This window comes from Streptomyces kronopolitis, assembly GCF_050953795.1.
GTDB classification, from domain to species: Bacteria; Actinomycetota; Actinomycetes; order Streptomycetales; family Streptomycetaceae; genus Streptomyces; species Streptomyces kronopolitis_A.
Genome location: NZ_CP191850.1, coordinates 2655732 through 2670124 on the forward strand (window position 1 = coordinate 2655732; position 14393 = coordinate 2670124).

A 14393-nucleotide genomic window follows, 5' to 3' on the forward strand; every position below is an offset into this window, starting at 1 on the left:
CACCGGGTGTAGTCAAATCGTCACTGGAACAACGCAACGGGCAATAGGATCGGGGTGCTTGAGGCAGCGGCACTCAAGCCTGCGACCTGCTGCGCCCCGGGCGCGCGCTCCCATCACAAGAGGTCAAGGCGTTGGACGAGACGACCCCACCCGAGCACTTGAATCCGCTACAGCGCTTCGGCCGCGACGTCAGACAGGTACGCCTGGCCCGCAAGCTCACCCAGAAACACCTGGGCAAGGCCACCGGCTACTCCGAGGGATACGTCAGCAAGGTCGAATCGGGCACGATGCTGCCCCGCCCGAGCGAGAAGTTCGCCAAGGGCTGCGACACCGTCTTCGGCACGGGCGAGCTGTTCACCGACCTGCTCCGCCGGATCGACGAGGGGCGACCACCCGAGCTGGTTCGTCCCGTACCTCAACTTGGAGCGGAAGGCTTCGCGGATACTGGCCTATTCGGCCAGCGTTGTGCTGGGCCTCCTCCAGACAGACGACTATGCGCGAGCCATCTTCCAGGGCTACTTCTCTCGTGGGAACGAGGAAGCAATCGAGGCCAAGGTCGCCGCCCGTCTGCGTCGTCGCGACATCTTCGACCTAGAAGCTCCGCCGTTTCTGTGGACCATCCTCGACGAGGCGTCGTTGCGAACGGTCGTGGGAGGTCCAGAGGTCATGGCAGGGCAGCTTGAGTACCTGCTGACGGCGGCAGCAGCACCGAACGTCAAGCTCCAGGTCATGCCGTTTTCCGCGGGCGCTCCAGCGGGCTCCACCAAGCCGTTCATTCTGCTGCGATTCACGAACTCTCCCACTGTCCTCTACACCGAGACGCGGGTAGGAGGCAGGATGCACGACTCCGCACAAACGGTCGACGCAGCCTTGGACGACTATGATTTGCTCCGGGCGCACGCGTTGTCCCCGGACCGATCAGTCACCCTGATCAAGACTCTGCTGAAGGAGTACCGCGCATGAGAGCCGGCTTGGATCTCGTCGGAGCCGTGTGGGTCAAGTCGTCCTACAGCGACGCCAACGGCGGGGAATGCATCGAGTTCTCCCCCGCCCTCACCGAGATCCACGGCGTCGTTCCCGTCCGCGACTCCAAGAACCCCGACGGACCGGCGCTGGTCTTCCCGGCTAGCGGCTGGGTCTCGTTCGTGTCGGCCGTCAGGGGCGGGGAGTTGACCGTCTGAGGCGACGGGCGGGGTAGCGTCGGTGGGATGCGGATACTCGTTCTCGGCGGTACGTCCTTTGTGGGGCGGGCCATTGTGGAAGAGGCCCTGCGTATGGGGGCCGAGGTCAGCCTGTTCGGGCGGGGCAGGACCGGGGTGGGGTTGTTCCCGGAGTTGGGGCGGCTGATCGGGGACCGGGACACCGGTGACTACACGGCACTGGGCACCGGCAGTTGGGACGCGGTAGTGGACATCAGCGGCTATGTCCCGCGGCACGTCGGGCAGGCGATGGAGGCGCTGGGCGACCGGGTCGGCCGGTATCTGTTCCTCTCCAGTCACGCCGTCTACCGGCGCGAGGGCGTGGGGCCGGACTCCGACGAGGACACCCCGCGCCGCCCGCCCGTCCGCGACACCGAGGAGCTGACCGAGGCCACCTACGGGCCGTGCAAGGTGGCCTGTGAGGACGATGTGCGGGCGCGGTACGGCGCGCGGGCGACGATCGTGCGGGCCGGGAAGGTCGCCGGGCCCCACGATCCCTCGGACATGTTCACGTACTGGGTGCGGCGGGCCGCCCGCGGCGGACGGGTGGCGCTGCCCGCCGATCCGCGGCAGCCGGTGCAGATCGTCGACGCACGGGATCTGGCCCGTCTCGTCGTGCGGCTGCTCGCCGACGACCGGCCGGGGGCCTTCCACGCGGTGGGGCCGGCGGAGCCGGTCACGCTCGGCGGGCTGATCGAGATCTGTGCGCGGGTGGCCGGCAGCCGGATCGACCTCGTACGGGTGCCGGACGACGGGCTGCCGCGGTTCTTTCCGCTGGTGCGCGACGACTGGGCCTCCCAGCAGCGCAGCCCGGCCCGGGCGCGGGCGGCGGGGTTGCCGGCCACGCCGCTGCAAGTCACCGCGGCCGACGTGCTGGCCTGGGACCGGACGCGCGGTGAGTCGCCGCTGACGGTGGGTTTCACCCCCGAGGAGGAGCGGGCGCGGCTGGCGTGTCGGGATGGTTCTCAGACAGTGCCCCTGTGGTGATCACTCACCACAGGGGCACTTCCGCCCTTGCGAATGGAGCCGTCCCCCGTAGTTGCGTTACGGGGGCGGCTCTTCTTGGTGACTCATCGTCTGCCTGCCGATTTCGGCGGTCCAGGTGAGCAACCGCACGCTTGCGACTCAGCGATACGTGAGCGGGTGGAGCGTCAGATGCAGGGGAGCAGGGTGCTGGAGGAGGTGAGGAACCCTCCGGCCACGGAGGTGGTCGCGGTGTAGCCGGAGAGCAGCTGGAAGACACTGAGGGTGGCCGGGCAGCTGGCGTTGCCGTTCGAGTCGGCGACGGCCTGGCACAGTACGGGCCCGCCGGCTCCGTCGGAGTGGAAGGTGACCAATGCTCCAGGGGTCGCGCCGGTCACGGTGAGCGTGGTGTGGGCGAACGACCAGGGCAGCGGGGGGAAGTTCAGCGTGTAGCACGCCGGCTGAGCCTTGAACGTGCCGGTGCCGGAGGGCTGGACGGTGACGGTGATCGGCGTGGACGTGACGTTGGTGCAGGTGCAGGGCGTCCCGGCCGCGGTGACGGTGGCGACGACGGTGTTGGCGCCGGCAGTCGTGAAGCTGACCGGGCTGGTAGCCACCCCCGAGGCGTCGGTGGTGGCGAAGCCGATGACCGTGCCGTTGCTGGTGAAGATCACCGCTGCGTTCGACACCGGTGCCCCATTGCACGTGACTGTGGCGGAGACAGTGGTGGCCTGACCCACGGTCACCGTTCCCGACGGGGGTGTCACGGTGATCAGGCAGCTGGGGGGTGGCTGGACCGTCACGGACGCCGCGCCGTTGGAGGAGGCGAAGCATGCCTGGCCGTTGTAGGTGGCGGTGATGGTTCCCGACTGCAGGGTCGCGGAGGAGAAGCACGCCTGGCCGGACGGACCGACCGCAACGGTCTGATTCAGTCCGCCAGGACCAGTGAACGTCACCGTGCCGCTGGGGACGGCCGCACCGGGCGCGGTGGCGACGACCTGAGCGCACACATTCACCAACTGCCCCTGTGCGGAGGGGTTCGGGCTCGCGGTGACCACGGTGATGGTCGGCGATGCGGTGACGGTCAGTGGTGCAAGTGCGGAGAGTGAGCCCAGGTAGTTGGGATCACCGCTGTAGACCCCTACCACCTGGTGCGTGCCGACCGTGAGAGGGGACGTAAGGGTCGTGGTCGCCTGGCCCGCCGCATTGACGGGTGCTGTCAGGGGCGGGCCGTCACCGCTGACGATGAAGGTCACCGTGCCGGTCGGGACGGGTGTACCGCCGGGCGGAACAGTGACGATCTTGGCCGTCAGCGTGACCGGTTGGCCGCATGCGACCGGGTTCGGGCTCACCGAGACCGTGGTCGACGTCGGTTGCAGTGCATAGGTGTAGTTCAACGGATTGCTCGTGCCGATCGGCGTGGTCACCGTCACCGGCACGGTGCCCGAGCCCGCGGGCGCCGTCACCGTCAACGACGTCCCGCCTGGGCCCACCAGGATGTTCGTGCCGGGAGCTGCGCCGAAGAGCACACTCGTCGCACCGGTCAGATCGGTACCCGTGAGAGTCACAGTGGTGCCTCCGCCGGGTACTCCCTGCGCCGGGCTGATGGACGCCAGGACGGGCGGAGCGAAGACGCTCACGTCGTTCGAGTTGATGTTGGCGATGTAGACGTGGTTGTTGGGGGCCACCCCCACCGCGAAGGGGCCGGCTCCGGTGGGGAGGGTGGCAAGGACGGTGTCGGTGACACTGTCGATCACCGTCACGTCATTGGAGTCGTAGTTGGCCACATAGACACGCCCGTTGGGAGCCACCCCCACCGCGTCCGGAGTGGTGCCTGCGGGCAGCGTGGCCAGCACGACATCAGTGCCACTGTCGATCACCGTCACGTCATTGGAGCCGAAGTTGGCCACATAGACACGCCCGTTGGGAGCCACCCCCACCGCGAGCGGGTTGGTGCCTGCGGGCAGCGTGGCCAGCACGACATCAGTGCCACTGTCGATCACCGTCACGTCATTGGAGCCGAAGTTGGCCACATAGACACGCCCGTTGGGAGCCACCCCCACCCCGTCCGGAGTGGCGCCTGCGGGCAAAGTGGCCAGCACGACATCAGTGCCACTGTCGATCACCGTCACATCGCCCGAGGTCTGGTTGGCGATGTAGACGCGGCCGTTGGGAGCCACACCCACCGCGACGGGGCCAGCCCCCGTGGGAAGGGTGGCAAGGACGGTGTCGGTGACACTGTCGATCACCGTCACGTTGTTCGAGGCGAAGTTGGCCACATAGACACGCCCGTTGGGAGCCACCCCCACCCCGAACGGGAAGTTACCCGCTGGCAGCGTGGCCAGCACGACATCGGTGACACTGTCGATCACCGTCACGTTTTTCGAGAAGAAGTTGGAGACGTACACGCGGCCGTTGGGGGCCACGCCCAGCACCCGCGGGCTGCTGCCGGCAGGAAGGGTGGTCAGTACGGTGTCGGTGGCACTGTCGATCACCGTCACATCGTCCGAGCCGTCGTTGGCGACGTAGACACGCCCGTTGGGAGCCACCCCGACCGCGTTCGGGAAGGTGCCGGCGGGCAGGGTGGTGGTGGCAAGCACAGTTGCAGCGCGTGCCGCGGGCCCGCTGCCTGCCGTCGCGGCTGCGGTGAGCACGGCGTGTGGACGCGACAGGGGGCGGGTCGGTCGGGCAGGGAAGTGCAGGGACATGAAACCTCCTCCGGAGGAGCGAGGCTGTCCTCAAACCCATGCGGGACGCGGAGCACCACGACGCGAAACGCCTCCCACCCGAGATCGAACCACACCGGCGGGATGAGGCGAACAAACAGCGGAGCTGCGCGTCCCTGGATAAGGATGGGCAGCCCGCCAGTGAGACTCAATTCGATATTCACCCCCGTCCATCAATGCGTCAAGAGTACGACGATGATTTTCAGCGGTCCCGCACGTCAAGGCGCGCCATCCACCGAGGCATCCCCTGGAGAATTTCCGGGCCGGATGCGCCTCAACGAACGCCATGGAAGGCGCAGTCAAAAAGCCGGATGGTATGACCTCACATCCAGTGCGCTGCTCCGATCGGGTGGGCTCCCGGGCCGGCCCCTGTCGGATCCGCCGGTCATGATGCCCAATCGAGCTCAGCCGCCTGTCAGCTGGTGGCGACGCCGTCGGACGAACACCGCACTGCGTCGCACATGGGCAACCCTGACAGGCGGCCGCAATCGACCTCCCACGGAACATCCAGAATGCGCACAGAAAGAGGGGTCAGGGAACTTCCGGGAAACAGACCCGGAGCGGATCATGGCAGGAAATCGATCCTGGCGTGTACACCCGCCCATATTTCTCGGCCGGGCGGAACGAGACAGAACGGCATTGGAGAGCGCACGGCCGATGCCGTTGGACATATGCACAAGCGCTATTCCACGACACCCGGAAAAATCTCGGGACGATTTCGTTCACTGAAGGTTCCACAGCTGCCGCAATCCTCCTCAGGGAGTCCTGGGTACTCTCGCCGCCTCGTGTTCTTGCCTGCAGGCTCCCGGCATGCATTCGGCCCTTCGGGATCACCAGCGGGAATCATCCGTTCGGCACGTCAGGCGGGCGGGCCGCAGGCCGCCGGGGCAGGGTGAGGACGGGTCGATCTCACCGAGGAGCTGCCGCCATGTCCCACAGGTATCCGGAGATTCTGCTTGACGCCCTGCACAACCGGGGGACGGCGTTCACCACCTCGGAGCGGGCGGAGCTGGGTCTGACCGGGCGGCTTCCCGACGCGGTCCTCACGCTGGACCAGCAGACGGCACGGGCGTACGCGCAGCTGCGCAATCAGCCGGACGACCTGGCACGGAACGTCTATCTGGAGCAGCTGCACGACCGTAACGAGACCCTCTACTACCGGCTGCTGACCGACCACCTGGCCGAGCTGCTGCCGGTGGTCTACGACCCCACGGTGGGCGAGGCCATCAAGCGCTACAGCCACGAGTACCGGCGGCCGCGCGGGGTGTACCTGTCGATCGACCGGCCGCAGGACCTGCGCCCGGCCCTGGCGGACCTGGGGCTGGGCCCGGACGGCGTGGACATGCTGGTGGTCACCGACGCGGAGGAGATCCTCGGCATCGGCGACTGGGGCGTCAACGGCGTCCAGATCTCGGTGGGCAAGCTCGCGGTCTACACGGCGGCGGCCGGACTGCACCCGGGCCGGTGCATCCCGGTGGTCCTGGACGTGGGGACCGACAACGAGACGCTGCTCAACGACCCCCTCTACCTCGGCGTCCGGCACAGCAGGACCCGCGGCAAGGCCTACGACGATTTCGTCGCCTCCTACCTCGCCACGGCCTCCGAGCTGTTTCCCCGGGCGCTCCTGCACTTCGAGGACTTCGGTCCCGGCAACGCGCGCCGCATCCTGGAGGAGTACAACGGCCGGTACCGGATCTTCAACGACGACCTCCAGGGCACCGGCGCGATCACGCTGGCCGCGGCGATGTCCGCGCTGCGCGTCACCGGGGTCCCGTTCAGGGACCAGCGCGTGATCGTCTTCGGCGCCGGCACGGCGGGCGTGGGCATCGCCGACCAGCTGGTCCAGGCGATGGTCCGGGACGGACTGGCGCAGGACGAGGCGGTCCGCCGGGTGTGGCTGGTGGACAAGCAGGGGCTGCTCACCGACGACATGCGGGACCTGCGCGACTACCAGCGCACCTACGCCCGTCCCGCCGCCGAGGCCCGGCAGTGGCAGGGCAGCGGCGCCGATCTGCTCGCCACCGTGCACCAGGTGCACCCGACCATGCTGGTCGGCACCTCCACGGCGGCGGGGGCCTTCACCCGTGACGTGGTCGCCGCCATGGCCGAGCACGTGGCGCGCCCGATCATCTTCCCGCTGTCCAACCCGACCGAGCGCATCGAGGCGATGCCCGCCGACATCCTGGCCTGGACCCGGGGGAAGGCGCTGACGGCGTCGGGCATCCCCGTCGACCCGGTGGAGCTGGACGGCGTGCGGCACGTCATCGGGCAGGCCAACAACGCCCTGCTCTACCCCGGCCTCGGGCTGGGCATCCTGGTCTCGCGGGCCCGGCGGGTGACGGCCGGGATGCTGCTGGCCGCGTCCGAGGCGGTCGCCGCCCAGGCGGAGGTCGGCACCCCCGGGGCCTCCCTGCTGCCGCCGGTGACGAACCTGCGGGCCTCCTCCGCCACCGTCGCGATCGCCGTCGCCCGGGCCGCCATGGCGGAGGGCGTCGCGGACGCGAGCCCCGAGGATCTCGTCCAGGCCGTGCAGGACGCCATGTGGCAGCCCACCTATCCGCATCTCAACGGCAACGGCCACCGGAGCACCTCATGAGCGGCCGGACCGTCACGGCGCAGGCCCCGGCGGTGCACTACGTACCGATCGGCATCGACGCCGACGGCACCCGTACCGAACACGATTCGCTGGGCGCCGTCCAGGTGCCCGCCGACCGGTACTGGGGAGCGCAGACCCAGCGCTCGCTGATCCACTTCTCGATCGGTGACGACCGGATGCCGAAGGCCGTCTACCACGCCTACGGGCTGGTCAAGAAGGCGGCGGCGGAGGTCAACGGGCGGGCGGGCCGACTGGATCGCTGGCGGGCCGAGTTGATCGCGAAGGTCTCCGACGAGGTGATCAGCGGCGCCCTGGACGCTCACTTCCCGCTCTACGTCTGGCAGACCGGCTCCGGCACGCAGAGCAACATGAACGTCAACGAGGTCATCAGCAACCGGGCCATCCAGCTCCTCGGCGGCACCCTCGGCTCCCGGGAGCCCATCCACCCCAACGACCATGTGAACATGGGGCAGTCGTCCAACGACACCTTCCCCACCGCCATGCACCTGGCGACGGTGGCGGCCCTCACGGACCAGCTGCTGCCGTCCCTGGCGCCGCTGCAACAGGCCCTCGCCGACAAGGCCGCGGCCTGGCACGACGTGGTGAAGATCGGCCGTACCCACCTCCAGGACGCGGTGCCGCTCACCGTCGGGCAGTCGTGGTCGGGCTACGCGGCCCAGCTCTCCGCGGCCCTCGACCGCATCAAGGCCACCCTGCCCGAGCTGTACGGCGTGCCCATCGGCGGCACCGCGGTCGGCACCGGGCTCAACGCGCCCCCCGGATTCGCCGAAGAGGTCACCGACCGGCTGGCCCGCCTCACCGGCCGGCCCTTCGTCCAGGCCCCGAACCGCTTCGCGGCACAGGGCGGGCTGGACGCCATGGTCGCGGCCTCGGCCGGGCTGCGGGCCGCGGCCGTCGCCCTGATGAAGATCGCCAACGATCTGCGGTGGCTCGCCTCCGGCCCCCGGGCGGGGCTCAACGAGCTGCTGCTCCCGGCCAATGAGCCCGGCAGCTCGATCATGCCCGGGAAGATCAACCCCACCCAGTGCGAAGCCATGGTGATGGTCTGCATCCAGATCATCGGCGAGGACACCGCGGTGGCCTTCGCCGGCAGCCAGGGCAACTTCGAACTCAACGCGATGCGCCCGATCATCACCAACAACGTGCTGCACGGCGCGCGCATCCTCGCCGACGCCTGCGAGAAGTTCCGCGTCTACTGCATCGAGGGCGCCGAACTGCACCGCGCGCAGATCGACGAGAACGTCTCCCGCTCGCTGATGCTGGTGACCGCGCTCAGCCCCGAGATCGGCTACGACAAGGCGAGCGAGATCGCCCACCGGGCCGACCGCGAGGGCACCAGCCTGCGCGACGCGGCCCTGGCCACCGGCTATCTCAGCGCTGCCGACTACGACCGGATCGTCAACCCGCGGCGGATGGCGGGGCTTTCCGACTGAGGGCTGAGGGGGCGTCACCGGTGGTGGTGCTCCGGCCGATGCCGCGGGCGGTGGCGCGGGCGGTGGCGCGCTCTTAGAAGTCTCTTAGACCTGACGCATATTCAGTTCCCCATGAAACCCAACCCCCTCCACAAGACCACCGGACGCCGCCGCCGCACGCGGGTGCTCGCCGGCTCCCTCGCGCTGGCCGCGACCACCGTGGGCGTCGTCGGATACGGCATCGCCAGCGCCGGCACCACGGAGGACGGCCGTCTCGCGCTCCCCGTCGACGGCGGCACCGCCTTCGTCGACACCACCTCCCTCGCGGTGACCGCACACACCGGCAGCGGACGGGAGCTGGTGCTGTCCGAGGCGGCCGCGGGCGGGCTCGGCACGCCCGGCCCGGTGACCCGGACGGACAACGGGGCGCGGTGGAGCTACCCCGACAAGGGGCTGCGGGTGACGGCGAGTTCGGAGCGCGGGCGGCTGCGGATCACGCTGACGGCGGACCGTGACGGGTCGGTCGACTGGCCGGTGACCGGCACCGACCGGGCCGCCTCCGCCGTACAACTCCCGCGCGGCGAGGGCCTGGACATCCCGGTGAAGGACGCGTTCTGGAACGCCGGACCCGAGACGGGCGGGCTCGCCGGGAGCAGCGTCGACGTGGGCGAGGGCCTCTCGATGCCGCTGTGGGGCTACTCGCTGGGCGCGGCCGGCGGCAAGGGCGGCAGCGGCGTCAGCTACCTCACCCCCACCGACCTCGGCACCTCCCTGGGCTTCGCCTCCACCGGCGGCCGGCTGCGCACCACGGCCACCCACGCCTTCGACGCGGATGAGGACACCCGCGACTACGAGGTCTCCTTCGCCCTGACCGACGGCAACCCGGTCGCCCCCGCCGCCGACTACCGCTCCTACCTCTCCCAGCACGGTCAACTCGGCAGCCTGCGCCAGAAGATCCGGCAGAACCCGGCCAACGGGAAGCTGCTGGGCGCCTTCCACGCCTATGTGTGGGGCGACGCGCGCAGGGCCGCCGGGGTCGAGAAGCTGAAGAGGCTGGGCGTGGACCGGATGTGGCTCGGCTACGACGCCGACGACAACCCCATGAACGCGCAGTCGGTGCGGGCCGCCAAGGCGGCGGGCTATCTCGTCGGCCCGTACGACACCTTCGCCAACGGCCAGGACCCCCAGAAGGCCGACAGCCCCACGTCCGTCTGGCCGGACCGGGTCTACCCCGACTTCTGCGTCCGCAAGGCCGACGGGACCCCGCAGACCGGCTTCGGCAACCGCGGCTGCTACCTCAGCTCACAGGCCTTCGAGAAGGCCGAGCCGGACAAGCACTACCTCGCCGACCGCACCCGCAAGATGGTCGCCAACGGCGCGGACAGCTACTTCCTCGACGTGGACGCGACGGGCGAGGTGTTCCGCGACCACGGCACGGGCCACGAGATGACCAAGGCCGGCGACCGGAAGAACCGCCTGGCCCGGATGGAGCGGCTCTCCCGGAACCTCGTCCTCGGTTCGGAGAGCGCCCAGGCCTGGTCCAACAAGGTCCTGGCCTACAACCACGGCGCGGCCACCCCGGTCGACGACCGCCTGTGGAAGCTGGAGAAGGACAAGGAGACCTGGGGCGGCTACGCCCCGGCGAACGCCCCGGGTGCCTTCTTCAAGCCGGTGAAGCTGCCCCGCGACATGGCCACCGCCATGTACGACCCCAGGTACCGCGCGCCGCTCTACGAGACCGCGCTGCACGGCTCGCTGGTCAACGCGGAGCGCTGGGAGCTGTCGTACGACAAGCTGCCGGCGCAGAAGACCGACCGGGCGCTGCTGGCGATGCTCTACAACACCCCGCTGAACTACGTCCTCGACGGCCCCGCGCTGGAGAAGAACGGCCCGGAACTCGCCGCGCTGCAGAAGTACTTCTCGCCGCTGCACCGGGCCGCCGGCACCGAGCAGCTGACCTCGTTCCGGTACCTGACCGGCGATCGCCGCGTCCAGCGCACGGTCTTCGGCGACGGCAGGCTGACCGTCACCGCCAACTTCGGCAGCACGGCCCACGACGGCCTGCCGGGCGGTTGTGTGGACGCCGAGCTGGCCGCCGACAAGCAGCCGCGGCGGCTGTGCCCGGCGCAGCCGACCGGCTGACCTGCTGACCGGCCGGGTGCCGCGAAGCGGCGGCCGCCCTCACACGGCGGCCGCCGCGCCACTGAGGGCAGCGTTCCGCCCGGGAAACAGCGCAGATGCGGGCGGGTAACAGCCGCGCCCCAGGCTGAGGGCATGACCTCGATGCCGCCGCCCCCGGATGCCACGCCCGATACCGCGCCCGGCACCACCCCCACCCTCGTCCTCGTCGGCCACGGCATGGTCGGCCAGCGCTTCCTGGAGGAGCTGGCCGACCGTGGCGTCACCGGGCGGGCGCGGGTGGTGGTGCTGTGCGAGGAGCCCCGCCCGGCCTATGACCGCGTCCAGCTGACCTCGTACTTCGCCGGACGCACCCCGGACGACCTGAGCCTGGCCGATCCGGAGTTCCTGGCCCGGCACGGCATCGAGCTGCACCTGGGCGACCCGGCCACCGCCGTCGACCGCGCCACCCGCACGGTCACCGCCCGCTCCGGTCTGACCGTCCGCTACGACACCCTGGTGCTGGCCACCGGCTCGTATCCGTTCGTGCCGCCGGTGCCCGGCAAGGACAGCGCGGGCTGTTTCGTCTACCGCACCCTCGACGACCTGCTGGCCATCGAGCGGTACGCCGCGGGGGCCCGCACCGGTGTGGTGGTCGGCGGGGGGCTGCTGGGGCTGGAGGCGGCCGGCGCGCTGAGGGGGCTCGGGCTGCGCACCCACGTCGTGGAGTTCAGCCCGCGGCTGATGGCGCTCCAGGTCGACGAGGGCGGCGGCCGCGCGCTGCGCCGCACGATCGAGGAGATGGGCCTCGCGGTCCACACCGGCGTCGGCGGCAAGGAGATCGTCGCCGACGCGTCGGGCGCGGTCACCGCCATGGGCCTGTCCGACGGCTCCCGCATCGACACCGACCTGGTCGTCTTCTCGGCCGGGGTGCGCCCCCGCGACCAGCTCGCCAGGGACTGCGGGCTGCCGGTCGGCGAGCGCGGCGGCATCGTCGTCGACGAGTGGTGCCGCACCGCCGACCCGGACGTGTACGCGATCGGCGAGTGCGCGCAGGCCGCCGACGGCCGGGTCTACGGCCTGGTGGCCCCGGGCTACGACATGGCGCGGGTGGCGGCCGGCGCACTCGCCGCCCGGCTCGGTGACGGCACCGGGGGCGGCGACGGCTTCACCGGCGCCGACCTGTCCACCAAGCTCAAGCTGCTCGGCGTGGACGTCGCCTCCTTCGGAGACGCGCACGGCACCGCGGACGGCGCGCTGGACGTGGTCTACGCCGACTCCCGCAGCGGCGTCTACAAGAAGCTGGTGATCGGTCCCGGGGGCGAGCTGCTGGGCGGCGTCCTGGTCGGCGACGCCGAGGCGTACGGCATGCTGCGCCCGCTGACCGGCACCGTACCGCCGCTGCCGCCCGGGCAACTGGTCCTGCCCGCGGGGGTCACGGCCGGGGGCGGCGCCGCGCTCGGCCCCTCCGCGCTGCCCGACGAGGCGGTGCTGTGCAACTGCCACAACGTCACCAAGGGCACCGTCCGGGCCGCGGTCACCGCGCACTCCTGCACCACCCTGCCCGAGGTCAAGACCTGCACCAAGGCCGGTACCGGCTGCGGCAGTTGCGTCAAGGCGCTGACCGCGGTGGTGCACCACGAGCTGGCCGCGTCCGGCGCCACCGTCGACACCGGGCTGTGCGGCTGCTTCCCGCACACCCGCGCCGAGCTGTACGAGATCGTGCGCACCCTGCGGCTGACGACCTTCGCCGAACTGCTGGACTCGCACGGCCGGCCGGCGGCCAGGAGCGGCGACGGCTGCGAGATCTGCAAGCCCACCGTCGGCTCGATCATCGCCTCCCTGGCGCCCAGCGTCGGCGCCGGCGGCTATGTCCTCGACGGGGAGCAGGCCGCCCTCCAGGACACCAACGACCACTTCCTCGCCAACCTCCAGCGCAACGGCTCGTACTCGATCGTGCCGCGGATCCCCGGGGGCGAGATCACCCCGGAGAAGCTGATCGTGATCGGCGAGGTGGCCCGCGACTTCGGCCTCTACACGAAGATCACCGGCGGCCAGCGGATCGACCTGTTCGGCGCCCGCGTCGACCAGCTCCCGCAGGTCTGGGCCCGGTTGGTGGACGCCGGCTTCGAGTCGGGGCACGCCTACGGCAAGGCGCTGCGGACCGTGAAGTCGTGTGTGGGACAGACCTGGTGCCGCTACGGCGTCCAGGACTCGGTCCGGATGGCCATCGATCTGGAGCTGCGCTACCGGGGGCTGCGCTCCCCGCACAAGCTGAAGTCCGCGGTCTCCGGGTGCGCCCGGGAGTGCGCGGAGGCCCGCGGCAAGGACTTCGGCGTGATCGCCACCGCCCAGGGCTGGAACCTCTACGTCGGCGGCAACGGCGGCGCCGACCCGCGCCACGCCGGACTGCTCGCCCAGGACCTCTCGGACGCCGAACTGATCCGGCTGATCGACCGGTTCCTGATGTTCTACATCCGCACCGCGGACCGGCTGGAGCGCACCTCGGCCTGGCTGGAGCGGATCGAGGGCGGCCTCGACCACGTCCGCGAGGTCGTCGTGGAGGACTCCCTGGGCCTGTGCGACGAGCTGGAGTCCCTGATGGCCGCGCATGTCACCCACTACCGCGACGAGTGGGCCGAGACGCTCGCCGATCCCGAACGGCTCGCCCGGTTCGTCTCGTTCGTCAACGCCCCCGAGGTGCCGGACCCGACCGTTCGCTTCACCCCGGAGCGCGACCAGGTCAAGCCCGATCTGGCGCTGCTGGCCGGCCCGACCCTGCCCGTTCGGACCCTGGAAGGGACCTCCGCCCGATGACCACTCTCACCGCCGAGCACGACGCCTCCGCCCCTCTCGCCGCCGACGGGGCGCACTCCCCCGCCGGCGCCGGCCGCACGGCCGCCGGCCCGGTCGAGATCCACTGCCCCACGGGCGGCTGGCTGCCGGTCTGCGGGCCGGGCACCCTCGTCCCCGGGCGCGGTGTCGCCGCCCTGCTGCCGGACGGCGCCCAGGCCGCGCTGTTCCTGGACCGCGGCGGCCGGATCCACGCGATCGGCAACCGCGACCCGTTCACCGGCGCCCAGGTCCTCTCCCGCGGCCTGACCGGCTCGGCCGGCGGCCGCCCGTTCGTGGCATCGCCGCTGCTCAAGCAGCGCTTCGACCTGCTCACCGGGGACTGCCTGGACGATCCGGCGGCGTCGGTGCCGGTGTATCGCGTACGGGTCCGCGGCGGGGCGGCGGAGAGCTGATCCCACCGCCCCGGCCACCCCGCAGTGACGCGCAACCTTTGGGTTGCACTTCCCGTCGCACACGTGCAACCATTGGGTAGCACGTCATCGGGATCAGCATCGCGGCAGGA

Annotated in this window: 8 protein-coding genes and 1 pseudogene; 8 read left to right on the plus strand and 1 reads right to left on the minus strand. The window is 70.6% G+C overall.

Annotated features, from left to right (window positions below; all coding sequences use genetic code 11):
• Window positions 1-131 precede the first annotated feature (131 nt).
• The 3 genes and pseudogenes from ACQP17_RS11625 (at window position 132) to ACQP17_RS11635 (ending at window position 2186) form a co-directional block, all read left to right on the plus strand.
• Window positions 132-963, plus strand: a pseudogene (locus tag ACQP17_RS11625) (helix-turn-helix domain-containing protein).
• On the plus strand, window positions 960-1181 hold the full coding sequence (locus ACQP17_RS11630) for a DUF397 domain-containing protein (protein WP_433856207.1): 222 nt from the start codon (window positions 960-962) through the stop codon (window positions 1179-1181). The pseudogene ACQP17_RS11625 and the gene ACQP17_RS11630 overlap by 4 nt, the downstream one beginning before the upstream one ends.
• A gap of 27 nt (window positions 1182-1208) precedes the next feature.
• Window positions 1209-2186 carry an NAD-dependent epimerase/dehydratase family protein gene (locus ACQP17_RS11635; protein ID WP_433856208.1) on the plus strand — a complete coding sequence of 326 codons (978 nt, stop codon included), beginning with the start codon at window positions 1209-1211 and terminating at the stop codon, window positions 2184-2186.
• A gap of 164 nt (window positions 2187-2350) precedes the next feature.
• Here ACQP17_RS11635 and ACQP17_RS11640 read toward each other — a convergent pair whose 3' ends face one another.
• Window positions 2351-4870 carry an Ig-like domain repeat protein gene (locus tag ACQP17_RS11640; RefSeq protein ID WP_433856209.1) on the minus strand — a complete coding sequence of 840 codons (2520 nt, stop codon included), beginning with the start codon at window positions 4868-4870 and terminating at the stop codon, window positions 2351-2353.
• Between the two features lie 946 nt (window positions 4871-5816).
• Between ACQP17_RS11640 and ACQP17_RS11645 the strand changes: the two genes are divergently transcribed.
• The 5 genes from ACQP17_RS11645 (at window position 5817) to ACQP17_RS11665 (ending at window position 14283) form a co-directional block, all read left to right on the plus strand.
• Window positions 5817-7484, plus strand: coding sequence for an NAD-dependent malic enzyme (locus ACQP17_RS11645; protein WP_433856210.1), 1668 nt, complete (start codon window positions 5817-5819; stop codon window positions 7482-7484).
• On the plus strand, window positions 7481-8938 hold the full coding sequence (fumC, locus tag ACQP17_RS11650; RefSeq protein ID WP_433856211.1) for a class II fumarate hydratase: 1458 nt from the start codon (window positions 7481-7483) through the stop codon (window positions 8936-8938). Before ACQP17_RS11645 ends, fumC begins: the two co-directional genes overlap by 4 nt.
• 111 nt (window positions 8939-9049) lie before the next feature.
• The gene (locus tag ACQP17_RS11655; protein ID WP_433856212.1) at window positions 9050-11059 is read left to right on the plus strand and encodes a glycoside hydrolase; all 2010 of its coding nucleotides are present in this window, start codon (window positions 9050-9052) and stop codon (window positions 11057-11059) included.
• 132 nt (window positions 11060-11191) lie between these two features.
• Complete coding sequence (gene nirB, locus ACQP17_RS11660; RefSeq protein ID WP_433856213.1) at window positions 11192-13852, plus strand: nitrite reductase large subunit NirB; 2661 nt, start codon at window positions 11192-11194, stop codon at window positions 13850-13852.
• A complete protein-coding gene (locus tag ACQP17_RS11665) occupies window positions 13849-14283 on the plus strand; it encodes a nitrite reductase (NAD(P)H) small subunit (protein WP_433856214.1) in 435 nt (144 codons plus the stop codon). The genes nirB and ACQP17_RS11665 overlap by 4 nt, the downstream gene beginning before the upstream one ends.
• The last annotated feature ends 110 nt before the right edge of the window (window positions 14284-14393 follow it).